Raw genomic sequence first — 23,213 nt, forward strand, 5'->3', positions numbered from 1 at the left:
CCGAGCGGCTCGTCAGGGGGCGGCGTCGCACGAGTCGACCGGGACCATCGACACCACGGCCGTCATCGACACCACCACCCGCTTCTCCGCGTCCGTCCGCAGCACCACGTCGTCCGGACCGGCCCCCAGCAGCTCCCCGCACCGCTCACCGCTCGTGGTCACCACACGTACCACATGGCTCGGTTGCGGCGCGGTGGTCGTCCAGGCGACCCCGACCGCTCCGCACACCAGGACGATCCCCGCGACGCAGCACACCGATGCCTGCCGCAGCGCTCCGGTGACCCGAACCGTCTCCGCTTCGGTCCAGCGGCGCAGCGCCTGCCCCGCCAGCAGCACTCTGCCTCCCGGCCGACCGTGCGCCGCGCGTACCGCGAGCACCGAGCCGACGACCAATAGGAGGAACGCGGTACCGAGCAGGGCGGAGGCCGTGTGCCGTGCGGCCGACGGGAGCTGAGACAGATCATCGCGTCCGCGGAGCGTCACCATGACCGCAAGCAGGGCGGTGAGCCCGGTCAAACCGTTGCGCCAGCCCTCAGCCTGCCTCCGCAACTCGGTGAGCTGGGAGAACTCCGACTCCCTGGCCAGTTGCGCCCAGCGCCGGTCGGACTGCGCGCTCACGACACCCTGCCCGCTGTCGGGGTGCCGATCCGCCAGCTGGCCCCGCATCCGGTGAAAGGAGCGTCCTGCGGAAGGTTCGTGTGCGGATGCCCGCACTCGCAGAAGTGGAGTTCGCGGGTGAGGAGGTCGGCGTCGGCGTCCTCGGCCGGTGCGGGGTGCCGGCCGGTGAGCCACGCTCTGACCCCCTTGGTGCCGGTTCCGGGCGCCCCGTACCGGTACTCCGTGGACGTCCGTCCGTGACAGCGCGGGCACAGGCCTTCGACGACGACGCCCTGGCCGTCGGCGGACGGCGTGCGAACGAAGGGAGCGGCGGACGGGCCCATGTCCTCCTCGGCGTAGGCGAGGGCGAAGTCATGGGCAGGCGCTGGAGGTTCGGGTTCAGTCATCTGTGCGGGTCCCGCTCTCGTTCTGCTCGTCGAAGTCGTGGATGGTCAGTCCGAACATCCCTGCGTACAGCTGTAGTCGGCCCCTGATCCACTCCTCACTCTCACGGGTCGCCTCGGCGGCGAGCGCGATGTGGTGTCGCGTCACGGCTCCTTCGACGGCGGGGAGCCTGCCGTCGAAGTGCCGGGTGAGGAGAGTGAGGTCTTGCCAGCAGGGGACGGTGTCCGGGTCGGGGGCCGTGGGGAGGGCGGCGGGGGCGGCGAACAGGGGGAGGTACGGCGTGATCCTGCGGACGGTGTCGGAGATCGGTTCGCCGAGACGTGCGGCGATACTGACCAGGTCGAGGGGTGTGTACGGGCTTTCGGGAGCGGAGCCCCGGTGGTCGGGGGACAGGGCCACGAGATCCCAAGCGTCCGGGACCTCCTGCGGCAACCCGGCCAGCTCTTGCGCGGTGAGCGGGGGAACGAGAGCACCGAGGGGGCCGTACTCGCACAACTGCTGGTAAGCGATGGCTGGTTGAAGGGCGAATCTCCTGGCGTAACGGGCCAGTGCCACTGGGGTCAGAGGCATCCACTCCGACTGCCCCGCATCCCTGTGGCGCGTACTGAAGGTGCCCAGCGCGTCGCAGAGACTTTCGGAGGGACGGTGGTCGGCGAGAGCCGGTGGCAGTGGCGGCAGGTCGAGTCCGAAGACGGGAGTCTGCTGGGCGGCGAGGCTCCACACCTCGCCCAGCGGTTCCTGAAGGAGCGCGGCGGCGTTGACCAGCACCGCAGTGGTGAGGGCCTCGGCGGGGAAGTCGTAGTCGTCGTAGGCCGCATCGTTTCCCGCGAGGGCATAACGGGTGCGCAGATCCAGCTTGTTCCATGAGTCAAAACCGTCGATCCACCCCTCGGGCACCGAGACACCCATGGCGCGCAGGCCGGCGACTGCCTCCTCCGTGGACATGCCGTCTGTCTCGGAAAAGATGAGGTCTCTCAGATTGACACCGCGCTCAAGGCCGCGCCCCGCCGACCTCACGTGGTAGTCGACGAACTCGACGGTGCTGGGGGAGGGGACCACCCTGCCGGCCGGATGGCCGTCGCCGTAGCGTGGTTCGTGTACCAGGCCGAGGTCCGCCGCGACCGCGGCCACGCGTTGCTCCGCGGCGGCAAGGGAGATCTGGAGAAGGTCGGCCGCGTAAATGGTTGCGGCCCAGTCCAGTCGGAAGCGTCCGTCCGGCAGTCGGGAAACGGATTGGTCCACGAAGTAGGCGTTGTCCGCCTCCAGCTCCGACCAGGGCGCCCACTCGACCGGCGAAGGAGTTGTCCAGCCGAGCCAGGAGAACTCCTTCAGACGGGCCAATACGTCGGATTCAGCGGAAGTGAGGGCGGCGGCACGGATGTCGGCGGGGCCCGCGACGCGACGCAGCGTCTGGTAACCCGCCTCGACGAACAGGACGCGGATCTCGTCCTCGGTACAGACGTGGTCCACGTGATGGTCCGGCGGTGTGGGCACCGCCAGGCCATGGAGCGGAGCGAGCCGGGCCAGCCGCTCAGTCAGTTCTCCCAGCGGGGTGTTCAGCGCCGCCGAGACGAGCACCAGGCCGCCGAGGTCGTCGATACGGTCGCCGCTCTTGACGACGCGCGTGTGGGAATTCTCGGATTCAAGTCTGCCCCGCAGCGCATCCGCGAGGAGGGCGTCACGCTCCGAGGGAACCCAGGCGAGTCCCTCGGCTCCGTCGGTCGGGGGCGGCGAGAGGCCCGGCTCCGCGATACGCAGCTTGCGCATGCGGTGCAGCAGGTCGGCGAGGGTCATGTCGTGACGGGCCGCATAGGCGGCGACATGCCGCCACGATCCGATGCTGCTGACCATGACGTCCGCGTCGCCGGGCGCGGGTACGGGAAAACCGGTGAGGCTGCGGGGCGGCGCGAGGTCACCGTACGACCGCCCGCGGAGCACGGCACGGCGCCACGGGTCGATCCGCGCATCCATGCCGGCGGGCGTCTGGTGCTCGTCGAAGCGGAACCAGCCCACTTCGTCCAGTGACAGAGGCTCGTCGTCCTCCCGGGTCACCATGACCCCCTTGCCCCGCCACTCCTCGTCGAGCACCTGGGCCACCCGCAGGCTCCTGCGCTCAAGCTCCGCCGTCCACGCCACCGTCAGCCCCGACCACCGCGACAACGCCTCGGCCCCTGTTCGCCACTGCTGCTCCGCCCACCCGCGATCGAAGTCCTGCAGCTCCGTACGGCTCACGCTGAGCCTGCCGGCATGCGGACCCGTCAGGTTCAGCACATAGCCGAACGGCTTCTGGTCGGTCGCCACGCCGTCGCACAGGACGGCCCCCTCGCCGTCGACCCACCACAGCACGTCGGGAATCGCGGTCAGGCACTCGTACGTGCCGCTGTTCACCGGCGGTTGCAACTCCCCGGGCCGCCACCGATGGCCATGCCCCTCCTCGTCCAGGGTCTCCACCTCGAACTCACCCAGCCGGACCAACTCCCGGAGCACCCGCGTGCACGACAGCCCCTCCGTGGCCGCTCCCTCCCGCAGATAGAGCCGTACCCGGGTGCCTCCCTCCGCCAGTCCATCCTCGGGCCCGGTGTGCCGTCGGATACGGAACAGACTGGCGCTCCCCGGAATGTCGACGCGCAGGGCGTGCTCGGCGGGGATCCCGTCGGGACTGACCGGGCGGGTCACGATCGTCATCTCGTCGGCGAGCATGAAGTAGCTGAACACACCGATGCCGAAACGGCTGTTGGGATAGAGCCGCAGTGCGCGGTCGTGCCGCAACCAGCGCGACTGCTCCCTGCGGAATGCCTTGGATCGCTCGAAGCGGCTGCCGGCACGTGTGAAGGTGTGGGTGAGCAGCTCCGCGCTCATGCCCACCCCGTTGTCCCGGGCCTCGACGTATCGCCCCCGCTCGTCCTCGCCCTGTGTGAACGTGATCCGCCCGTTCCAGTCGGCGGGGCGCGCACCGCTGCTCGTGAGGTACTTCCAGCGCATCGCGCGGTACCGGCAGGCGTCCATCGCGTTCTGGTACAGCTCACGCAGCGCGAGGGTCGGGTCTCCGCCGTACAGCTGCTCGCCCATCAGCAGTTCACGCACCTCGGACTGGGAGAGGTGGAAACGCAACAGCGGCAGGTCGTAGGGCTCGGCTCCGCGGCTGGTGCGTGCCGGTCTCAGGGACCGGGCGGTGACACGCCGCGGCACATCCGTCAGCAGGCAGGCCTCGGCGCCGGGCAGCTCGGTGGCGCGGTCGCGGATCCGCGCGGCGAGCTGGTCGGCCTCCTCGGTGATCTCGGCGAGGGCGGCGTGCACCGCCTGGTGCGGGCAGGGCGCGTCCAGGTGCAGTGCCGAGTCCTCCCGCTCCCAGCTCAGACCGTGCGCGATGGCGACGATGTGCTGCGGCAGGACCGGATCCGTCACGGCAAGGTGTTCGGCGGCGATCTCGGGGAACATCCGCACGTCCACCGACAGGACGCCGGCGAGCCGCAACAGGGCGGCCAAGGGACGCATCCGCAGCGGCTGCGGGCCGTCCGGCAGGACCACTCTGCCGGGCCCGCGGCCGGACGGATCCTCGGGCGGTTCGTCGAGACTGATGGCCGAGGCCGCCGCGCACAGCAGCTCCGCCACCTCGCGCACCCGCTCGGACGTCACACCCAGGGCCGCGACCAAGGGCTCGGCCAGGGACGTCGGCACGGGCTCGTCGTCGGTCTCGAAGCGGTCGGCGATCCAGCGGTGCACCAGCCACATGGCGACCGCGGTCTCGTCCTCCGTCCGGCCACGGGCGCGGCACTGGTCCCCTTTGCGAGTGATCGTCGAGTGTTGAGCCCTGACCTGCTCGTAGTGCCTGCGGTGGGCGTCGGTCCCCGGAGGCCGGTTGGGGCCGTACGGATCGATCTCGACAGCCTGGCTCAGTCGGTCGGCCCAGGATGCCTCCCGAAGAAAGGGGGCGGCGGCGAGAAGAGCCACCTCGACAGCGGACAGCGTCCGGCTCTCCGGCATCACCCGGGGCAACACCGTGCCGATCAGCCGGACGGGAAACGCCTCGTCGGACCACGGGTCGGGCCGGGGCAACCGGCCCTGGGCGAGATGCAGCGTCCGGGCGCACTGCTCCACGAAGACGGCCACGCGTTCCCTGAACTCGGGCACCAGGCCCTGATCCTCCGGTCGCACCCGCTCCCACAGCGGTGTCTCGCGTGCCGCCCGCAGCCATGTCTCCAGCAGGGGCCGGCCCTCACAGATCTCCACTTTGCGCGTCGCCGCCTCGGCGTTGGTGCCGTAGTGGATCCAGGCCGTTTGCGTGAGCCGGTGCCGGCGGGCGGCAGCGGCCGTCCGGGACCGAGCCAGCTCGAAAACCTCTTCGACGGTCCGAGCGGGTGTCAGCGGGCTGAGCGCGTCCGCGAGGCCACGGGTGAAGAAGCTTCCCTCCGCCGAGTAACCACTGCGCTCACCGGCGGAGCAGGCGGCCAGTACGGCGAAGCCGCCGTTCGGTGGGCCGTTGTCGATGGAGTTACCGAAGGCGGTGTCGCCCCCGCCGAGATCGGTACGACAGGCGTCGATGAGCCAGAGCACGGCCTGGGCCTTGCACTCCGCCAGCAGCGGACTGATGCTCGCCGGCAGCAGCGAACTCAGGTACGGCTCCCGCCAGGCGCCCTCGCGCGGGGGTCTGGCGTTGGCGGGAACCAGGTAGTCCTTGCCGCCGACCCGGATGCCGTGCCCCGTGAAGTACAGCAGCAGAGTGCCGTCGGCCGGCACGTCACCAGCCACCTCGTACAGTTTCGTCCGGATGAGGTCGAGGTCCGGGTCCGCCAGGACCTCCACCTCGTAGTCGGCCCCCTCCAGGACCGAGGCCATCAGTCGCAGATCGGCCTCGACCGCTTCGTCGAGCGGCTCCAGCAGTCCGTCGGTCGCAGGTGCTCGCCCGACCCCGATCAGCAGCGCTCTGCGCGCGTGTCCCATATGCCCTCCCCGTAGAGGGACATGATGTCATCGGGCACCGACAGCGAGAGGGGAGATCGCGGTGGTCGGAGAGCAGCGGCGCGACGACCTCCAACCGGCCGTGGGGGCCTGGCCCGTTGACATGCAGGAAGATCCCGGCTCCCCGCTTCCGCACGGGCCGTTCGTGGTCTCCCCCGATGACGAGCGCGTACGCGTACTGCGGCGAGCAGGAGATGAGGTGCTCCGACTCCGAGATCCGGCAGGGCGCGGGGCGCAGAGCAGCTCGCCCCAACGGTTGTAGGACAGCGAGGCGTTGTCCTGAGACCGCCACGAACTCCGCTTCACGGTCAGGTCCTTGTACGAGATCCCGCTCGGGGCCTCCTTGATCCCGAAGGCGTACGGCTGCCCGTACAGCCCGGTCGGTGTCGTGTGCGTCCGCTGGTTCCGCGAGGCGACGTCGGGCACGGTCACCGGGTGGGACCTGCGGGACGGGGTCGAGCTCGATGTCGGGGCGACGACGGTGATCAGCTGAGTACCCCCGGTGCCGACACCAGAACGGCGACTGCAGCGGAGCGTGTTCGCCTGGCTCAGACCGTGGACGGCGGCAACGGCAACGGCAGCCCGGGCAGTCCGTCCAGGCTCGTGGCGATGTGGTCCTTCTTGGCGAAGTAGGCGCTCAGCGACTCGTCGTCCTCGCGCGCGAACCGCTTGCCGTGCAGCTCGCGGTCGCCTTCGTACGCCATGTACGGCACCGCGTAACCGCAGGAGTCACGGATCAGTTCGGCCGTCACGACGACGATCGCCCGCAGTCCGTGCAGGGACGGGTCGATGTCCGGGAAGTGCGCGAGCAGTTCCTTGAAGCGCGGGTCGTCCCGGAAGACCGGCTCGCCGCGGCCGTGCACCCGGACGATGTTCGGTGGCCCCTGGAACGCGCACCACATGAGGGTGATCCGGCCGTTCTCCCGCAGATGCGCGACCGTCTCGGCGGTGGACCCGGCGAAGTCGAGGTAGGCCACGGTGAGTTCGTCGAGGACCGCGAAACAGCCGCGCAGTCCCTTGGGGGAGAGGTTGACCGTGCCGTCGCCCGACAGGGGAGCCGTCGCGGTGAAGAAGAGGGGCTGCGCCTCGATGAAGGTGCGGAGCCGGCCGTCTATGCGCTCATAAGTCTTTCCCATATCTAAGGATTATGAGCGCATACCTTTCGCCTGTCTAAGGAATTCGGGCGTCGATCTGCTCGACGACGCCCGTGGCCACCCCGGCCGGCGCTCACACGGGGCGGCCACAGCGCCTGTCACGTCACTTGGTGAGCGTGCAGGCAGCCAGGGAGTCGAGGCCCTGCGGCTTCTCTGCGGTACGGCCGATGGAGATGGCGATGCGGTCGATCGTCGACTTCCGCTTGTCGGCCAGCGGGCCGAGGATGGCGTTCTGGACGAAGTTGGCTCCGCCCTGGCCGACCGTGTCGACGAGCCGCTTGTTGGCCTCGGCGATCTGGGTGTTGAGCAGCGCCAGGTTGCGGTCCACCTCGGCCTGCGCGGTGGCCGGGATCGCGGGCAGCTGGGAGGCCACGTCGGGGCAGGAGATGGCGCCCGCGCCGGCGGCCTCACCCGCGTCGCCCGCGTTCCCTGCGTCCCCCGCGTTCCCGGTCTCCTCGGCGCCGGCCGCCTCGCTCGGTGTGGCCCCCGCCTCCGCGCCGGCCCCGGCCTCCTCGCCCGCGCCCGCACCGGTGTCGGCCGCGCCGCCGGCGTTGAGGGCGCAGGTGGCCAGGGAGTCGAGGCCCTGCGGCTTCTCCGCGGTACGGCCGATGGAGATGGCGATGCGGTCGATGGTCGACTTCCGCTTGTCGGCCAGCGGGCCGAGGATGGCGTTCTGGACGAAGTTGGCTCCGCCCTGGCCGACCGTGTCGACGAGTCGCTTGTTGGCCTCGGCGATCTGGGTGTTGAGCAGCGCCAGGTTGCGGTCCACCTCGGCCTGCGCGGTCGCGGGGATCGCGGGCAGCTGGGAGGCCACGTCCGGGCACGTGATGCTGCCGGGGGCGGCCAGCGTGCGGGCGGTGGCGGTGCTGCTCTTGGAGGTCTCCCCGGCGAGGGCGGTACCGGCGACGATCGCCCCGGTCAGTGCCACGGCGGCGGCGCCGCCGATGATCGCCACGCGGCGCTGGTTGTACTTCGGAAGAGCCCTGGACATGCGGATGCCTCACTCGGGGTCGGGAGTGGTCTGTGTTGACAAACGCGGCGCCTGCGTTCGGCGGGAAGTACGGGCAAGCGGTTTCCCGTGTTCAAAGGGAGCGCAAATTCCTCGCCGCCCGCACCTCAGATTGACGAATCATGCAGGACTCTGCATAATCATGCATAACGTTGAGTGCAGCGGTGAGGAGCAACGAAGTGAGCAGCAACAGCGGTGACGTCCGGCTCTGGGGCGGTCGTTTCGCCGACGGCCCCGCCGAGGCGCTGGCGAAGCTGTCCGCGTCCGTCCACTTCGACTGGCGGCTCGCGCCGTACGACATCGCCGGTTCGCGTGCCCACGCGCGCGTGCTGCACAAGGCGGGCCTGCTGAGCGAGGACGAGCTCCAGCGCATGCACGCGGGGCTCGACCAGCTCGAGGCCGATGTGGCCGACGGCTCCTTCGTGGGCACGATCGCCGACGAGGACTGCCACACCGCCCTGGAGCGGGGCCTGCTGGAGCGCGTCGGCCCGGACCTCGGCGGCAAACTGCGCGCCGGCCGCTCCCGCAACGACCAGATCGCCACCCTCTTCCGGATGTACCTGCGGGACCACGCCCGGATCATCGGCGGTCTGATCGCCGAGCTCCAGGACGCGCTGGTCGGTCTGGCGGAGGCTCACCCGGACGTGGCCATGCCCGGCCGCACCCACCTCCAGCACGCCCAGCCGGTGCTGTTCGCCCACCACGTCCTGGCCCACGTCCAGTCCCTGTCCCGGGACGCGGAGCGGCTGCGCCAGTGGGACGAGCGCACGGCTGTGTCGCCGTACGGCTCGGGCGCCCTGGCCGGTTCCTCCCTGGGCCTTGACCCGGAGGCGGTCGCGAAGGACCTCGGCTTCGAGCACGGCAGCGTCGGCAACTCCATCGACGGCACGGCCTCCCGTGACTTCGTCGCCGAGTTCGCCTTCATCACCGCGATGATCGGCGTCAACCTCTCCCGGATCGCCGAGGAGATCATCATCTGGAACACGAAGGAGTTCTCCTTCGTGACCCTGCACGACGCCTTCTCCACAGGCTCGTCGATCATGCCGCAGAAGAAGAACCCCGACATCGCGGAGCTGGCCCGCGGCAAGTCCGGCCGCCTGATCGGCAACCTGACGGGCCTGATGGCCACCCTCAAGGCCCTGCCCCTCGCCTACAACCGCGACCTCCAGGAGGACAAGGAGCCGGTCTTCGACTCCTGCGACCAGCTGGAGGTCCTGCTCCCCGCGTTCACCGGGATGATGGCGACCCTCACGGTCAACCGCGACCGCATGGAGGAACTGGCCCCGGCCGGCTTCTCCCTCGCCACCGACATCGCCGAGTGGCTGGTCAGGCAGGGCGTCCCCTTCCGTGTCGCCCACGAGGTCGCCGGCGAGTGCGTCAAGGCGGCGGAGGCCGAGGGCAAGGAACTGAACGACCTGACGGACGAGCAGTTCGCCAAGATCTCCGCCCACCTGACTCCGGAGGTCCGCACGGTCCTCAACGTCCCGGGCGCGCTCGCCTCCCGCAACGCCAGGGGCGGCACGGCCCCGAGCGCGGTGGCGGTCCAACTGGCGGAAGTGAAGGCGGACCTGGCAGCTCAGCACAATTGGGCGAAGGCCAAGGGCCTTTAGGGTTCAGTCACCGAAGGCCACCGAAGGCCACCGAAGGTCACCAAGGTCACCGAGGTCACCGAAGGTCATCGCGGGTACGTTGGTCGGAAGCCGTACCGGACCGACCGAACGGAGCCCGCGATGCCCTTCGCCCGACTGGCAACAGCGACCACCCCCACCTGCCACCTCGGACTGGGCCTCGCCGCAGTCGGCCGCCCCGGCTACATCAACCTCGGCCGGGACGAAGACCTCGGAGAAGACCGCAGCGTGGAGACGCTGCGCACCCGCACCCACGAACTCCTCGACGCCGCCTACGTCCAGGGCGTCCGCTACTTCGACGTGGCCCGCTCCTACGGCCGCTCCGAGGAGTTCCTCGCGGACTGGCTCACCGGGAACCCGCACATCGACGACGTGGTCGTCGGCAGCAAGTGGGGCTACACCTACACCGCCGACTGGACCACCGACGCCGAGAAGCACGAGATCAAGGACCACAGCGTCCGGACGTACGACCGTCAGCGCGCCGAGACCGCCGAACTGCTCGGCGAGCGGCTGGACCTCTACCAGATCCACTCGGTGACCCCGGACAGCCCGGCCCTCACCGACAAGGACCTCCACGCGAGGCTCGCCGAGGCGGCCGCCCAGGGCACCACCATCGGCTTCTCGACCAGCGGCCCCGCCCAGGCGGAAGCGATCCGTGCCGCACTGGAGGTGACCGTCGGCGGCGAGTGCCTCTTCCGCACCGTCCAGTCGACGTACAACGCCCTGGAGACCTCGGCCGGCCCCGCCCTCGCCGAGGCCCATGACGCCGGGCTCACGGTGATCGTCAAGGAGGGCATGGCCAACGGCAGGCTCGCCGAACCCCACGCTCCGGACGCCCTGAAGGCCGTGGCGGCCGAGACGTCCCTGGGCTGTGACGCCGTAGCCCTCGCCCTGGTCCTCCGCCGGCCCTGGGCCGGCGTGGTCCTCTCGGGAGCCGCCACCACCAGCCAGCTCGCCTCCAACCTGCACGCGGCCGTCGTGGACCTGGACGACGAGCAACTGTCCCGGCTCGCGGCGCTGGCGGAGGAGCCGGGCGCGTACTGGGAGCGCCGCGCCCGGCTGCCCTGGCGCTGACGAAACCGCTGATCAACGGTCGCAGGTGAGACGAGCATGCCCGGCATGAGACAACAATGTCTCATGTGGTCTATAGTCGTCTCATGGCTGTCGACCGTGACCACGTGCTGCGCAGTGCCGCGGCCCTGCTGACCCGCAAATCCACCGCGACCATGGACGAGGTCGCCAAGGCCGCCGGGATCAGCCGGGCCACGCTGCACCGCCTCTTCGCCGGGCGCGATGCGCTGGTGCGGGCACTGGAAGCGCTCGGCATCGAGGAGTGTGAGAAGGCGCTGGAGGCCGCCCGCCCGGAGGAGGGGCCGGCGAGCGAAGCCGTACGGCGTCTGGTCCGCGAGATCGAGTCCGCGGCCGGCCTCCTCGCCTTCCTCTACACGGAGAACCAGCTGTTCGAGGGCGAGGAGCAGAACGACGGCTGGGCCCGGATCGACGCCCGCATCTCCGCACTGTTCCAGCGCGGTCAGCAGCAGGGCGAGTTCCGTATCGACCTCACGCCCGCCTGGCTCACCGAGGCTCTGTTCGGCCTGCTCGCCTCCGCCGTCTGGATGCTCCAGAGCGGCAAGGGCGCCCCCAAGGACTTCCACCACATGACCGTCGAGCTGTTGCTCGGCGGCGCACTGCGTCATCCCGCACGACCGAGAGAGGAATCATGACCAGCACCCTGCAGCCGGCGACCACGACCGAGGCGGTGAAGCGCCCCGGCCGTTGGCTCGCGCTGTCCGTCCTGGTGCTCGCCGTGCTGCTGGTGGCCGTCGACGCGACCGTCCTCGGCCTCGCGACCCCGTACATCAGCGAGGACCTCGAGCCGACCGGCACCCAGCTCCTGTGGATCGGTGACGTCTACTCGTTCGTCATCGCCGGCCTGCTGGTGTCGATGGGCAGCCTCGGCGACCGCATCGGCCGCAAGCGGATCCTGCTGCTGGGCGCGACGGCGTTCGGCGCGATATCGGTCCTCAACGCCTACGCCACCACACCGGAGTTGATGATCCTGGCCAGGGCGCTGCTCGGCGTCGCCGGCGCGACCCTGATGCCCGCCACCCTGGCCCTGATCCGCAACCTCTTCCACGACCCGCGCGAGCGCAGCCTCGCCGTCGGCATCTGGGGCGCGACCGCCTCCGCCGGTACGGCGATCGGCCCGATCGTCGGAGGCTTCCTCCTCGAACACTTCTGGTGGGGCTCGGTCTTCCTGATCAACCTGCCGGTGATGGCGGTCCTGGTCCTCGTCGGCATCAAGTCCCTGCCCGAGTCCCGCGATCCGAACCCGGGGCCGTGGGACATGGCCAGCGTGGCGCTGTCCCTGGTCGGCGTGATCGCGGTGGTCTACGCCGTCAAGGAGGCCGCCGCACACGGCATCGGCTGGGAACCGGTCGCCGCGGGCGTCCTGGGAGCGGCAGCTCTGTACACCTTCGTCCGGCGCCAACTCACCCTGCCCTCGCCCCTCCTGAACATGCGTCTCTTCCGCAACCACGGCTTCAGCGGCGCCGTCCTGGCCGACCTGCTGACCATCCTCGGCCTCTCCGGGCTGGTCTTCTTCCTCTCCCAATACCTCCAACTCGTCCAGGGCAGGGGCCCGCTGGAAGCGGGCCTGGCGGAACTCCCGGCGGCGGTGGGAGCGGTGGCGGCGGGTCTGGTCGCAGGTACGGTGGCTCGCCGCTACTCCGTGCGGGCGGTGGTCTCCGGGGGACTTGCCGCCATCGGCCTGGCCCTGGCCTCACTGACCCTGCTCGACCGGTCCACGGGCTACCCGATGCTGGGCGCCGCCCTGCTGGTGGTCGGCGTAGGCGCGGGCTTCTCGTTCACGGTGACGGCGGACGTGATCCTGTCCAGCGTCCCGAAGGAACAGGCGGGAGCCGCCTCGGCGGTCTCGGAGACGGCGTACGAACTGGGCGCGGCCCTCGGCATCGCCGTACTGGGCTCGATCGTGACGGGCGTGTACCGGGGCTTCGCGGCCCCGGTCGGAACCCCGGAGGAGGCGCACGAGTCCCTGGGCGGCGCGGTGGAGGCGGCGCGGGGAATGTCGCCGGACGGGGCACAGGCCATGCTGACGTCGGCCCGGGAGTCCTTCGTCGAGGGGCTCACGATCGCGGCGGGCGCAGGCGCGGCGGTACTCCTGGCAACGGCGCTGGCGGCCTGGTTCATGCTGCGGGGCCAACGGCTGGACAAGGGCCTTTAGGAGAGCGGGCCCGTATCGACGTGCGGCGCCGTGGGAGCGACAAGCCCCCACGGCGCCGCACCCGACAACGAACCGCTACGCGGCCTTCGCCTTCGTCGCATACATGTCCACGTACTCCTGCCCCGACAGCCGCATGACCTCGGTCATCACGGAGTCCGTCACGGCCCGCAGCACATAGCGGTCCCGGCCCATCCCGTCGTACCGCGAGAACTCCATCGCCTCACCGAACCGGACCGTGACCCGCCCGGGCCGCGGCATCCCCGACCCGCCCGGCTGCAGCTTGTCCGTGCCGATCATCGCGAAGGGGACGACCGGCGCACCCGTCATCAGCGTCAGACGGGCGATACCCGTACGCCCCCGGTACAGCCGGCCGTCGGGCGACCGCGTCCCCTCGGGGTAGATCCCGAAGACCTTGCCCTCCTCCAGGACCCGGCGCCCGGTCATCAGCGCGGCCACGCCGCCGCGGCCGCCGTCGCGGTCCACCGGGATCATGCCGACCCCGGTGAAGAACCAGGCCATGAGACGGCCCTTCAGCGACGTGCCGGTGACGTACTCGTCCTTGCCGATGAAGAACACCTGCCGGTCGCAGACCAGCGGAAGGATCATCGAGTCGATGAAGGTGAGGTGGTTGCCGGCCAGGATGACGGGACCGTCACCCGGGATGTGCTCCGCGCCCTCCACCTGTGGGCGGAACATCAGGCGCATGATCGGTCCGAGCACTGCCTTGATGAGCGCGAAGCGGGACAACGGGCCCTCCGGAGTCAAGAGAACGGCCAGGGAAACTGTATGAGTCTGTGCAGGTGAGGACATTACTCGCGGCTCGGGGGATCGTGCACATCGGGCGCTCGGGGTTCACCGAGGTCTTACGCCCTGTTGACACTCGTTTACCTGCGGATGGGCCCCGTTGCCTCCCGGAAACCCGGACGGAACGATGTGACGGAGGTCGCCCCGGTGGACGCGTACCCCGGGTCTCCGCCATGAAGCCGACGAACCATCAGACATCTGTTCCCATACGACATCCCCTGTCACCCGCGTGTTCCGCCGGAGGTCTCCCGCCCGTCATGGACCCGGACCTACGATCGGCCCGCAGCGAAGAGGCGACGGCAGGAGGGGTCCCCATGGGATCGCAGGACGAGCACACGGACGGCACCGGACGGCGCGCACTTCTCGGGGCCGCGATGTTCGGCGCCGGGGGAGCGGTCCTGGGTCTGTCCGGGACGGCGAGAGCCGCGACCGCCGGATCCGCCGGGCACGGTGGCGGCGGGCTGAAGAGCCTGCCGGTGCCGACGGTCATCGGCCATCGGGGTGCCAGCGGCTACCGCCCCGAGCACACCTTCGGCTCCTATCAGCTCGCCCTCGACCTGGGCGCCGACATCGTCGAGGCCGGTGACCTCGTCCCCACCAGGGACGGCCATCTCGTCTGCCGCCACGAACCGGAGATCGGCGGCACGACCGACGTCGCCGACCACAAGGAGTTCGCCGACCGCAGGAGGACCAAGCTCCTCGACGGTGTCTCCACCACCGGCTGGTTCACCGAGGACTTCACACTCGCCGAGCTCAAGACGCTCCGCGCGATCGAACGCATCCCGGCCAACCGCCCGCACAACACGCTCTACAACGGCCGCTGGGAGATCCCCACCTTCGAAGAAGTGCTGAAGTGGCAGGACGAGCAGACCCGCAAGCGCGGCAAGCAGGTCTGGATCTACCCCGAGACCAAGCACCCCACCTACTTCCGGGGACTCGGCCTGGGCCTGGAGGAGCGGGTCGCGAAGCTGCTGCGCAAACACGGCAAGGACAGGCGCAACTCCCCGGTGATCCTCCAGTCCTTCGAGCCGACCAGCATCCAGCGCCTGAACAAGCTCGTCGACAACCCCCTGGTCGTGCTCCTGTCCGCCGCCGGCACCCGCCCCTGGGACTTCGTGGAGACCGGTGACCCGCGGACCGTCGCCGACCTGATCACCCCCAAGGGCCTCAGGGAGATCGCGGGCTACGCCCAGGGCATCGGCCCGACCCTCGACCTCGTCATCACGAAGAAGGCGGACGGCAGCCTCGACAAGGAGACCTCCCTGGTCGCCGACGCGCACAAGGTGGGGCTGGTCCTGCACCCCTACACCATGCGCAACGAGAACCCCTTCCTGCCGACGGAGTACCGCAAGGGCACCGACGCGGACGCCTACGGGGACGCCTTCGGCGCCTTCAAGCGGTACTTCGCCACCGGCATCGACGGCGTCTTCACCGACAACCCGGACACCGGCCTCCTCGCCCGCGAGGACTTCGTCAACGCCTGAGCCGACAAGCCCCGATGGGGGTGACTTACGGCCGCCCGGGCAACCCGCGACCCGGGCGGCCGTGTCGTACCGCATATGACGCACGACTTGGTCACCGCCCTGCGCCCGCTGCTCACCGCCGAGGCCTCCGCGGAGGCACATGCCTCCGGTACGGAACCGGCCGATCTGGAGCAGGCGGTCTGGCTCCGTCTCCTGGAGCACCTGGAGACCCAGGGCCCGCCCCTCGACCCGTCCGGCTGGCTCCGCCGCGCCGTCCGCGCCGAATCCCGCCGCAGCCGTCGTACGACCCGTCGGGAACGGCCGTACGTCACCGAACCCGCGGCCGACGACGACCGCACGCCCGAGCAGCTCACCCTCGCCGCCGCCAGGCGCCGGGCCCTGCACGACGCGGTGCGCCGGCTGCCCGGCCGTTGCCCCTCGCTCGTGGCGGCGCTCCTCTCCCCGAAGGACCTCACCTACCGGGAGATCGCGGGGGAGTTGGGTATCTCACAGGGCAGTCTGGGTCCGGAACGTTCCAGATGTCTGGGATGTCTTCGTCGATTGCTCCCACCGGAGGTTGCGGCCCGCCGGGTGCGGGGATAGGAGTGGGGGACAACAGGCGATCAGGTGAGCGGGAGGCGTGCGCACATGGGCATGAGCGTGACCATCTCTGCGGCGGCCGAGCAGGACGCGGAGCAGATCTTCAGGCTGCAGTACCTGTGCTTCCAGAGTGAGGCGGCGCTGTACGGCAACTACCGCATCGATCCGCTCGTCCAGAGCCTGGACTCGGTCCGCGCGGAGGTGACCTCGGACTGTGTCTTCGTGGCCCGCCTGGGAGACGAGGTGGTCGGCTCGGTCCGCGGCCGCGTCACCGAGGACGGCTCGGCCGCCATCGGCAAACTCTGCGTCCACCCCCGCCTCCAGGGCCACGGCATCGGGGCCCGTCTCCTCCGGGCGGCCGAGGCCGCCCTGGCGGACGAACGGGGCGCCACCAGCTTCCGTCTCTTCACCGGCCACCGCAGCGAGGGCAACCTCCGCCTCTACCGCAAGGTCGGCTACCAGACGGTGGGCACGTCGGAGGGTGCGGACGGAGTCCCGATGATCGTCCTGGAAAAGCCGGCCGGCACCTATGCGGCAACGGCTTGAGGGCTTTTAGCTTTCAGGGGCGCGGGGAACTGCGCGATCAGCCACGACGGACCGGATGCCGCCACTCAACCTCAGGCGGCATCCCCGTCCGGCGCACCTTTCCGCAACCAGTAAATGGCGGAAAGCGGCAAGAGCACGGGGATGAACAGGTACCCGATCCCGAAGTCCGACCACACCGTCGCATCCGGAAACGCGGACGGTTCGACCAGTGTCCACGTTCCCACCGTCAGCACGCCCAGCAGCTCCACCACACAGCACACCAGCGCCGCCTTGCGCGCCGTTTCCCCACCCCGCACCAGCGAGTACGTGATGAACCCGTACACGACGCCCGCAACGGCAGACAGCGAATAGGCCAGCGGTGCCCGGTCGAACTCGGTGGAGATCTGCACCGCCGACCGCGACACCGCCCCGACCACCATCACCCCGTACAGCCACACCAGCAGCGTCCCGGGCCCACTGGTCAGCCGCCGCCGGCTCCCGCTCACGTCAGCTTCCCCAGATGTCATAGAGCCGCACCTCCAAAACGGCCAGCACCACACCGCCGGCGGCAACCGTCACCGATCCCCACCGCGTCCGCTCCGCGAGCGACATGAACCCCGCCGCGGGCACACACGCGAACGCCCCCAGCAGATAGGCGACGAAGATCGTCGTCCCCTGCTCCGGCTTCTCGCCCCGCGCCAGCTGCACGATCCCGACGACCAGCTGGACCAGCGCCAGCACCGACACCACGGCCATCCCGATGAAGTGCCAGTCCTTGGTCGGCTGATCACGGTAGGCGGCCCAGCCGCACCAGGCGGCCAGCAGCAGCGCGGCGACGCCGGTCACCAGCGTCAGGGCATCAAACATGCGGCGAGCCTATTACGGTCCAAAAGGCCTGATGCGGCCGCCCCCGCGTGGCACCGTAGGGTCAGGGACATGAAGATCCATGCCGAAGCCCTCCTGTTCGACAACGACGGAACCCTCGTCTCCTCCCTCGCATCCGTCGACCGCTGCTGGACGCGCTGGGCCGAGGAGTACGGCATCACCGCCGAAGAGTTCGCCCGGGTCGAGCTGCACGGACGCCCGGCCGTGGAGATAGCCGCCGACCTGCTCCCCGCCGACGTCGTGCCGCAGGCCCTCGCGCGGATCGAGCAGCTGGAGGTGGAGGACGTACCCAACGGCGGCGTACATCTGCTGCCCGGGACCACGGCCTTCCTCGGCTCACTGCCCGCCGACCGCTGGGCCGTCGTCACCTCCGCCACCCGCCGGCTCGCCGAGGCTCGCCTCGAAGCGGTCGGCATCCTCCCCAAGACGATGGTCGCCGCCGACGACGTCACCCGCGGCAAGCCGGACCCCGAGCCCTATCTGCTCGCCGCCCGCGAACTCGGCGTCGACCCGGCCCGCTGTGTCGTCTTCGAGGACGCCCCCGCCGGCCTGCGCGCCGGCCGCGCCGCCGGTATGACCACCGTGGCGTTGACCACAACCCATCAGGCACACGAGCTGGACGCCGACTTGGTGGTCGAGAACCTGTCGGCCCTGTCGGCACTGGTGACCGCGCGAAACGTGGAGATCTCCGTCCGGTCCTGAACCTGTCCACCGCTGTCCGGCATTCGGACAGGGAGTTCTTGGTCGCTCCCATACGTCTGCTTTACTGATCGCATGACCACGACGAGCTGCCGCACAGTTGCGACCGAGGCGACCATGACGCCCGGTGCTCGTTGTATGTGTCGAATGTGCTCCTGTTAGAGGGCCCCCGCACCACCTCCCGAGCCTCGCGCCCCGAAGCGAGCCGCCCCGGCACGTCCGTACGCCGTGAACTCCGTACGTGACCCATGTGCCCGCGCAGGACTTCTCTCCCGTACCAGGGCACACCCACGCCCGGGTACTCGACAGTGACGGAAACCCAGTGATCACGACAACAGGCCTGACCAAGGTCTACCGCTCGCGCGGCCGTGAGGTCACCGCCCTGGACGGCGTCGATCTGCACGTCCGCGAAGGCGAGGTGTACGGCGTCATCGGACAGTCCGGCGCTGGCAAGTCCTCGCTCATCCGCTGCGTCAACCTGCTGGAGCGCCCCACCGCCGGCACCGTGACCGTCGACGGGCAGGACCTCACCGCCCTCGCGGGCCGCGGTCCGCGCGCCGGCAAGGAGCTGCGGCAGGCGCGCAGCCGTATCGGCATGGTCTTCCAGCACTTCAACCTGCTGTCCACCCGCACGGTCCAGGACAACGTCGAGCTGCCGCTCGAGATCCTCGGCACCTCCGGCAAGGAGCGCTCCCGCAAGGCACGCGAACTGCTGGACCTCGTCGGACTCGCCGACAAGGCCGGCGCCTACCCGGCCCAGCTCTCCGGCGGCCAGAAGCAGCGCGTCGGCATCGCCCGCGCCCTGGCCGGCGACCCCAAGGTGCTCCTGTCCGACGAGGCCACCAGCGCCCTCGACCCCGAGACCACCCGCTCGATCCTCCAGCTGCTGCGCGACCTGAACCGGCAGCTGGGGCTCACCGTCCTGCTCATCACCCACGAGATGGGCGTCGTGAAGTCGATCTGCGACTCGGCGGCTCTGATGGAGAACGGCCGCATCGTCGAGTCCGGCACCGTCAGCGAACTGCTCGCGACCCCCGGCTCCGAACTGGCCTCCGCCCTCTTCCCCGTCGGCGGCGAGGCCACCGGCGAGGACCGGACCGTCCTCGACGTCACCTTCCAGGGCGAGGCGGCCACCCAGCCCGTCATCTCCCAGCTCTCGCGCACCTACAACATCGACATATCGATCCTCGGTGCCGCCATCGACACCGTCGGCGGCCTCCAGGTCGGCCGGATGCGCATCGAACTGCCCGGCCGCTACGAGGACAACGTCGTGCCCGTCGGCTTCCTGCGGGAAAAGGGCCTGCAGATCGACGTGGTCGGCGAGCCCCAGCTGGTGAAGGAAGGTGCCAAGTGACCTGGTCCGAAATGCAGCCCCTGCTGGAGCAGGCGTGTTGGGACACCCTCTACATGGTCGGCTGGTCCACGGTCATCGCCGTCGTGGGCGGCCTGCCGCTCGGTGTGCTGCTCGTCCTCACCGACCGGGGCGGGCTCCTCCAGAACGTCGTCGCGAACAAGGTCATCGGTCAGGTCGTGAACGTCGCCCGGTCGATGCCGTTCATCATTCTGATGGTCGCGCTGATGGGCTTCACCCGCTCGATCACCGGGACGACCATCGGCCGCGAGGCCGCCATCGTGCCGCTCGCCATCGGGGCGATCCCGTTCTTCGCGCGCCTCGTCGAGACCGCTGTCCGCGAGGTGGACGGCGGTCTGGTCGAGGCCGTGCAGTCGATGGGCGGCAACACCTGGACGATCGTCCGCAAGGTCCTCGTACCGGAGGCCCTGCCCTCGCTGATCGCCAGCACCACCACCACGATCGTCGCCCTCATCGGCTACTCCGCGATGGCCGGCACGGTCGGCGCCGGCGGCCTCGGCGACATCGCGATCCGCTACGGCTACCAGCGCTTCGAGACGCAGCTGATGTGGATCACCGTCGCGATCCTCGCCGTCGTCATCTCGCTCATCCAGTTCGCCGGCGACTACGCGGCCCGCTCGCTGCACCGCCGCGGCGGACGCTCCGGCCCCGCGCCGAAGCTGCGGCTGCTGAAGGCCTCCACGGCGGACACCAAGACCGTCTGAGACACCCCCGATCTTCCCGTGCACCCGAACACGGGATCGCTGCACCCAAAAGGAAAGGCACTTTTCGTGCGTAACGCCACAAAGCTCACCACCGCTGTCCTCGCCGCCGGAGCGCTCACCTTCGGGCTCAGTGCCTGCGGTTCGTCCGGCTCGGACTCGGCCTCCGACACCAGCGGACCCCTGGTCGTCGCCGCGAGCCCCACCCCGCACGCCGAGATCCTGAACTACGTCAAGGAGCACCTGGCGAAGAAGGCGGGCCTCGACCTGGAGGTCAAGGAGTTCCAGGACTACATCGTGCCGAACACGGCGACCGAGGACGGCTCGGTGGACGCCAACTACTTCCAGAACCAGCCCTACCTCGACGACTTCAACAAGAAGCGCGGCACGCACATCGTGCCCGTCGTCACCGTGCATCTGGAGCCGCTCGGCCTCTACTCCCACAAGGTCAAGAGCGTCGACGCCCTGAAGAGCGGCGCGACCGTCGCCGTCCCGAACGACGCCGTCAACGAGGCCCGCTCCCTGAAGCTGCTCGCCGCCAACGGGCTGATCACGCTCAAGGACGGCGCCGGCAGCGAGGCGACCCCGCAGGACATCGCCAAGAACCCGAAGAACCTCAAGTTCAAGGAGGTCGAGGCGGCCCAGACCGTGCGCTCCCTCGACGACGTGGACGCGGCGGTAGTCAACGGCAACTACGCCATCTCCGCCGACCTCAAGCCGGCCAAGGACGCCCTCGTCCTGGAGTCCGCGAAGAACAGCCCCTACGGCAACTTCCTCGCGGTCAAGGAGGGCAACGAGGACGACCCGCGCGTGAAGAAGCTCGCCAAGCTGCTCACCTCCCCCGAGGTCAAGAAGTTCATCCAGGACAAGTACGCCGGTTCCGTCATCCCGTCCTTCTGAACGGCGTAGGGCCACCGACGCGTATACGACGTATCGCCACGCACAGGGTCCACTCGCTCACCATGGGTGGACCCCGTGATGCGGTTCGGTGCTTTCATGCTGCATGCTGGGCAGTTCAGCAGGCCCTGCTGGTTTTCCGACGGCTACGGAGTGGCGCATGACTGGCACCTTCCCCAACATCTCCATCAGCACGGAGCGGTTGGTGCTGCGCCCCCTCGACGAGGACGACGTGCCCGCGCTGGCCGAGATGATGAACGACGAGCAGGTCGGGGCCTGGACCGACGTGCCCCAGCCCTACAGCGAGGACCAGGCGCGCGGCTGGATCACGCGGTACGCGCCGGCCGAACGGGAGGCCGGCCGCGGAACAGCCTTCGCCGTCACGGAGTTCCTGACCCAGCGTCTGGTCGGCGTCGTCCAGCTCGCCAAGACCAACTGGCACGTCCGTTCCACGGAGTTGTCGTACATCATCGCCCCCTGGGCCCGCGGCGAGGGCTACGCCTCCGAGGCCGCGCTCGCCACCGCCCAGTGGCTGTTCACCGACCAGAAGTTCGAGCGGATCGAGCTGCGCACCGCCGCTGACAACACCGCCTCCCAGCAGGTCGCCCAGAAGATCGGCTGCATCAGCGAAGGTGTCCTGCGAGGCGCCTGTATAGCGCACGTCCGCGCCGACGACGGGACCTGGAGCGACGTCCGCACCGACTTCATCGTGTGGAGCCTGCTGCCCGAGGACCTCGACGGAGCGGGCGATCAGCTGGCCGACACGGACGGCTTCACGACGTACTCCGACTGGAACTGAACCGGATCCGGACCCAGGGTGGCGAAAGCGCTTCCGGGGCGCAGCGGGTACCCTCACCAAGCCGCCCGCGGGCTGCCCACCGACGACAATCTGCGCACACCTCTGGAGACTGAGAGACGATGGCCGACCGGGTCACGGTGATCGGCTGGGACGGCTCGCCGCTGACCGCAGCGGCACGCTCCGCCCTCGGCGCCGCCACGCTGGTCGCGGGCGCCGCCCACCACCTGGCACTCCCCGAGGTTCCGCCCGGCGCCGAACGCATCCGCCTCGGCAGCGTCGCCCTCGCCGCCCGCCGTATCACCGGCCACCGCGGCACCGCGGTCGTGCTCGCCGACGGCGATCCCGGGTTCTTCGGAGTCGTACGCGCCCTGCGCGCACCCGAGTTCGGCCTGGAGGTCGAGGTCGTCCCCGGCGTCTCCTCGGTCGCCGCCGCCTTCGCGCGGGCCGGTATGACCTGGGACGACGCCCAGGTGGTCGTCGCACACCGGCGCACCCTGCGACGCGCGGTCAACGTATGCCGGGCCCACACCAAGGTCGCCGTCCTCACCTCGCCCGGCGCCGGACCCGCCGAACTCGGCCTCCTGATGGAGGGCGTCCACCGCACCTTCGTCATCTGCGAGGAACTGGGCACCGACCGCGAACAGGTCACCGTCGTCACCTCCGACAAGGCCGCCGACCACACCTGGCGCGACCCCAACCTCGTCATCGTCATCGGCGGCACCGCGGCCGTGACGGAGGACGGCGGCTGGATCGCCGGACGCGACCCGGCCGCCGGGCCGCGCGGCTGGACCCTGCCCGCCGAGTCCTACGGCGGTCTCATGGGCGAGGGAGAACTGGAACCGCTGCGCGCGGCCCAACTCGCCCGGCTGGGACCGCGCGTCGGTGACCTCGTGTGGGACATCGGCTGTGGCAGCGGCGCCTTCGCCACCGAGGCCGCCCGGGCCGGGGCCGCCGTCATCGCCGTCGACCGCGACCTGAGGGCCTGCGAGCGCACCGAGGCCAACGCCCGCGCCTTCGGAGTCCAGGTCCAGATCGTCGCGGGCACCGCCCCGCACGTCCTGGAGAACCTCCCCGAACCCGACGTCGTCCGCGTCGGCGGCGGGGGAGTGGCCGTGGTCTCCGCGGTCGCCGACCGGCGTCCGCAGCGCATCGTCGCCCACGCCGCCACCCGCGACGAGGCCGAACTCGTCGGCCGGGACCTCAGCGAACACGGCTACCGCGTCGAGTGCGCCCTCCTCCAGTCCGTCGAACTCGACACCCGGGTCTGGACGGAGACGGAGCGCAGCGTCGCGTTCCTGCTCAGCGGGGTGCTGCCGGACCGTACGGCCTGACACCGCCGGTCGTCGTCCGCCGTCCCCCTGATCCTGTTGTCGTACTGCGCGCGGTAGGCTGGCCGACCGTTGTACCGCACCAGGTGGCCCGGCATTCGTTCGTCAATGTCCGGAAAGCGCGCCCGTTTTGGGGTGGGTGTG

Annotated in this window: 22 protein-coding genes; 14 read left to right on the forward strand and 8 right to left on the reverse strand. The window is 70.0% G+C overall.

From position 1 onward, the window contains the following. Positions 1-12 precede the first annotated feature (12 nt). The 3 genes from ACGFWE_RS34530 to ACGFWE_RS34540 are packed head-to-tail and all read right to left on the reverse strand — an operon-like array spanning position 13 to position 5,943. A complete protein-coding gene (locus tag ACGFWE_RS34530; RefSeq protein ID WP_352390047.1) occupies positions 13-618 on the reverse strand; it encodes a hypothetical protein in 606 nt (201 codons plus the stop codon). After that, a complete protein-coding gene (locus ACGFWE_RS34535; RefSeq protein ID WP_393604021.1) occupies positions 615-1,004 on the reverse strand; it encodes a hypothetical protein in 390 nt (129 codons plus the stop codon). Before ACGFWE_RS34535 ends, ACGFWE_RS34530 begins: the two co-directional genes overlap by 4 nt. Further along, on the reverse strand, positions 997-5,943 hold the full coding sequence (locus ACGFWE_RS34540) for a caspase family protein (protein WP_393604023.1): 4,947 nt from the start codon (positions 5,941-5,943) through the stop codon (positions 997-999). The genes ACGFWE_RS34535 and ACGFWE_RS34540 overlap by 8 nt, the downstream gene beginning before the upstream one ends. 334 nt (positions 5,944-6,277) lie before the next feature. Between ACGFWE_RS34540 and ACGFWE_RS34545 the strand changes: the two genes are divergently transcribed. Beyond that, positions 6,278-6,454, forward strand: a complete 177-nt coding sequence (locus ACGFWE_RS34545; RefSeq protein WP_393604025.1) for a hypothetical protein — start codon at positions 6,278-6,280, stop codon at positions 6,452-6,454. 55 nt (positions 6,455-6,509) lie between these two features. Here the strand turns inward: ACGFWE_RS34545 and ACGFWE_RS34550 are convergent, their stop codons facing one another. Both ACGFWE_RS34550 and ACGFWE_RS34555 read right to left on the reverse strand, forming a co-directional pair. Then, positions 6,510-7,097 carry a pyridoxamine 5'-phosphate oxidase family protein gene (locus tag ACGFWE_RS34550; RefSeq protein WP_352390043.1) on the reverse strand — a complete coding sequence of 196 codons (588 nt, stop codon included), beginning with the start codon at positions 7,095-7,097 and terminating at the stop codon, positions 6,510-6,512. A 121-nt stretch (positions 7,098-7,218) separates the two neighbouring features. Then, entirely contained in the window at positions 7,219-8,106 is an 888-nt protein-coding gene (locus ACGFWE_RS34555) for a hypothetical protein (protein WP_393604027.1), read from the reverse strand. Positions 8,107-8,303: 197 nt separating this feature from the next. Between ACGFWE_RS34555 and argH the strand changes: the two genes are divergently transcribed. From argH to ACGFWE_RS34575, 4 genes are all read left to right on the forward strand, one after another. Next, entirely contained in the window at positions 8,304-9,734 is a 1,431-nt protein-coding gene (gene argH, locus ACGFWE_RS34560; protein WP_393604029.1) for an argininosuccinate lyase, read from the forward strand. A gap of 120 nt (positions 9,735-9,854) precedes the next feature. Next, positions 9,855-10,826 carry an aldo/keto reductase gene (locus tag ACGFWE_RS34565; RefSeq protein WP_393604031.1) on the forward strand — a complete coding sequence of 324 codons (972 nt, stop codon included), beginning with the start codon at positions 9,855-9,857 and terminating at the stop codon, positions 10,824-10,826. Between the two features lie 83 nt (positions 10,827-10,909). Then, the gene (locus ACGFWE_RS34570) at positions 10,910-11,476 is read left to right on the forward strand and encodes a TetR/AcrR family transcriptional regulator (RefSeq protein ID WP_352390040.1); all 567 of its coding nucleotides are present in this window, start codon (positions 10,910-10,912) and stop codon (positions 11,474-11,476) included. Further along, entirely contained in the window at positions 11,473-12,996 is a 1,524-nt protein-coding gene (locus tag ACGFWE_RS34575) for an MFS transporter (protein ID WP_393604033.1), read from the forward strand. The genes ACGFWE_RS34570 and ACGFWE_RS34575 overlap by 4 nt, the downstream gene beginning before the upstream one ends. Positions 12,997-13,071: 75 nt before the next feature. On the opposite strand, the gene ACGFWE_RS34580 is transcribed toward ACGFWE_RS34575, so the two are convergent. Further along, a complete protein-coding gene (locus ACGFWE_RS34580) occupies positions 13,072-13,743 on the reverse strand; it encodes a lysophospholipid acyltransferase family protein (RefSeq protein ID WP_352390038.1) in 672 nt (223 codons plus the stop codon). Between the two features lie 371 nt (positions 13,744-14,114). On the opposite strand from ACGFWE_RS34580, the gene ACGFWE_RS34585 reads away from it, so the two are divergent. The 3 genes from ACGFWE_RS34585 (at position 14,115) to ACGFWE_RS34595 (ending at position 16,409) form a co-directional block, all read left to right on the forward strand. Next, positions 14,115-15,284 carry a glycerophosphodiester phosphodiesterase gene (locus ACGFWE_RS34585; protein WP_393604035.1) on the forward strand — a complete coding sequence of 390 codons (1,170 nt, stop codon included), beginning with the start codon at positions 14,115-14,117 and terminating at the stop codon, positions 15,282-15,284. A 75-nt stretch (positions 15,285-15,359) separates the two neighbouring features. Next, complete coding sequence (locus ACGFWE_RS34590; RefSeq protein ID WP_352390036.1) at positions 15,360-15,866, forward strand: sigma-70 family RNA polymerase sigma factor; 507 nt, start codon at positions 15,360-15,362, stop codon at positions 15,864-15,866. A gap of 45 nt (positions 15,867-15,911) precedes the next feature. Then, a complete protein-coding gene (locus ACGFWE_RS34595) occupies positions 15,912-16,409 on the forward strand; it encodes a GNAT family N-acetyltransferase (protein WP_352390035.1) in 498 nt (165 codons plus the stop codon). A 71-nt stretch (positions 16,410-16,480) separates the two neighbouring features. Here the strand turns inward: ACGFWE_RS34595 and ACGFWE_RS34600 are convergent, their stop codons facing one another. After that, positions 16,481-16,915: a hypothetical protein gene (locus ACGFWE_RS34600; RefSeq protein ID WP_393604037.1), complete on the reverse strand. Its 435-nt coding sequence runs from the start codon at positions 16,913-16,915 to the stop codon at positions 16,481-16,483. Then, positions 16,896-17,255 carry a hypothetical protein gene (locus ACGFWE_RS34605; protein WP_164428449.1) on the reverse strand — a complete coding sequence of 120 codons (360 nt, stop codon included), beginning with the start codon at positions 17,253-17,255 and terminating at the stop codon, positions 16,896-16,898. The genes ACGFWE_RS34600 and ACGFWE_RS34605 overlap by 20 nt, the downstream gene beginning before the upstream one ends. 69 nt (positions 17,256-17,324) lie before the next feature. On the opposite strand from ACGFWE_RS34605, the gene ACGFWE_RS34610 reads away from it, so the two are divergent. The 6 genes from ACGFWE_RS34610 to cbiE all read left to right on the forward strand — a co-directional run bounded on the left by ACGFWE_RS34610 (position 17,325) and on the right by cbiE (position 23,072). Beyond that, positions 17,325-17,975: an HAD family hydrolase gene (locus tag ACGFWE_RS34610; protein ID WP_352390032.1), complete on the forward strand. Its 651-nt coding sequence runs from the start codon at positions 17,325-17,327 to the stop codon at positions 17,973-17,975. A 319-nt stretch (positions 17,976-18,294) separates the two neighbouring features. Beyond that, complete coding sequence (locus tag ACGFWE_RS34615; protein ID WP_393604040.1) at positions 18,295-19,326, forward strand: methionine ABC transporter ATP-binding protein; 1,032 nt, start codon at positions 18,295-18,297, stop codon at positions 19,324-19,326. Continuing rightward, complete coding sequence (locus ACGFWE_RS34620) at positions 19,323-20,048, forward strand: methionine ABC transporter permease (RefSeq protein ID WP_352390030.1); 726 nt, start codon at positions 19,323-19,325, stop codon at positions 20,046-20,048. Before ACGFWE_RS34615 ends, ACGFWE_RS34620 begins: the two co-directional genes overlap by 4 nt. A gap of 66 nt (positions 20,049-20,114) precedes the next feature. After that, a complete protein-coding gene (locus tag ACGFWE_RS34625) occupies positions 20,115-20,945 on the forward strand; it encodes a MetQ/NlpA family ABC transporter substrate-binding protein (RefSeq protein WP_352390029.1) in 831 nt (276 codons plus the stop codon). Positions 20,946-21,102: 157 nt separating this feature from the next. Further along, positions 21,103-21,741, forward strand: a complete 639-nt coding sequence (locus tag ACGFWE_RS34630; RefSeq protein WP_393604042.1) for a GNAT family N-acetyltransferase — start codon at positions 21,103-21,105, stop codon at positions 21,739-21,741. Between the two features lie 119 nt (positions 21,742-21,860). Beyond that, positions 21,861-23,072 (forward strand): precorrin-6y C5,15-methyltransferase (decarboxylating) subunit CbiE, encoded by a 1,212-nt coding sequence (gene cbiE, locus ACGFWE_RS34635; protein WP_393604044.1) that lies wholly within the window; start codon positions 21,861-21,863, stop codon positions 23,070-23,072. The last annotated feature ends 141 nt before the right edge of the window (positions 23,073-23,213 follow it).

It is taken from the genome of Streptomyces sp. NPDC048523 (genome assembly GCF_043199815.1).
Taxonomy (GTDB): Bacteria; Actinomycetota; Actinomycetes; order Streptomycetales; family Streptomycetaceae; genus Streptomyces.

Bases quoted from the DNA above. Each gene is read 5' to 3' on its own strand.
- ACGFWE_RS34535 (WP_393604021.1), bottom strand. From the start codon at position 1,004: ATGACTGAACCCGAACCTCCAGCGCCTGCCCATGACTTCGCCCTCGCC.
- ACGFWE_RS34540 (WP_393604023.1), bottom strand. From the start codon at position 5,943: ATGGGACACGCGCGCAGAGCGCTGCTGATCGGGGTCGGGCGAGCACCT.
- ACGFWE_RS34550 (WP_352390043.1), bottom strand. From the start codon at position 7,097: ATGGGAAAGACTTATGAGCGCATAGACGGCCGGCTCCGCACCTTCATC.
- ACGFWE_RS34555 (WP_393604027.1), bottom strand. From the start codon at position 8,106: ATGTCCAGGGCTCTTCCGAAGTACAACCAGCGCCGCGTGGCGATCATC.
- ACGFWE_RS34565 (WP_393604031.1), top strand. From the start codon at position 9,855: ATGCCCTTCGCCCGACTGGCAACAGCGACCACCCCCACCTGCCACCTC.
- ACGFWE_RS34570 (WP_352390040.1), top strand. From the start codon at position 10,910: ATGGCTGTCGACCGTGACCACGTGCTGCGCAGTGCCGCGGCCCTGCTG.
- ACGFWE_RS34575 (WP_393604033.1), top strand. From the start codon at position 11,473: ATGACCAGCACCCTGCAGCCGGCGACCACGACCGAGGCGGTGAAGCGC.
- ACGFWE_RS34585 (WP_393604035.1), top strand. From the start codon at position 14,115: ATGGGATCGCAGGACGAGCACACGGACGGCACCGGACGGCGCGCACTT.
- ACGFWE_RS34590 (WP_352390036.1), top strand. From the start codon at position 15,360: ATGACGCACGACTTGGTCACCGCCCTGCGCCCGCTGCTCACCGCCGAG.
- ACGFWE_RS34595 (WP_352390035.1), top strand. From the start codon at position 15,912: ATGGGCATGAGCGTGACCATCTCTGCGGCGGCCGAGCAGGACGCGGAG.
- ACGFWE_RS34600 (WP_393604037.1), bottom strand. From the start codon at position 16,915: ATGACATCTGGGGAAGCTGACGTGAGCGGGAGCCGGCGGCGGCTGACC.
- ACGFWE_RS34605 (WP_164428449.1), bottom strand. From the start codon at position 17,255: ATGTTTGATGCCCTGACGCTGGTGACCGGCGTCGCCGCGCTGCTGCTG.
- ACGFWE_RS34610 (WP_352390032.1), top strand. From the start codon at position 17,325: ATGAAGATCCATGCCGAAGCCCTCCTGTTCGACAACGACGGAACCCTC.
- ACGFWE_RS34630 (WP_393604042.1), top strand. From the start codon at position 21,103: ATGACTGGCACCTTCCCCAACATCTCCATCAGCACGGAGCGGTTGGTG.
- cbiE (WP_393604044.1), top strand. From the start codon at position 21,861: ATGGCCGACCGGGTCACGGTGATCGGCTGGGACGGCTCGCCGCTGACC.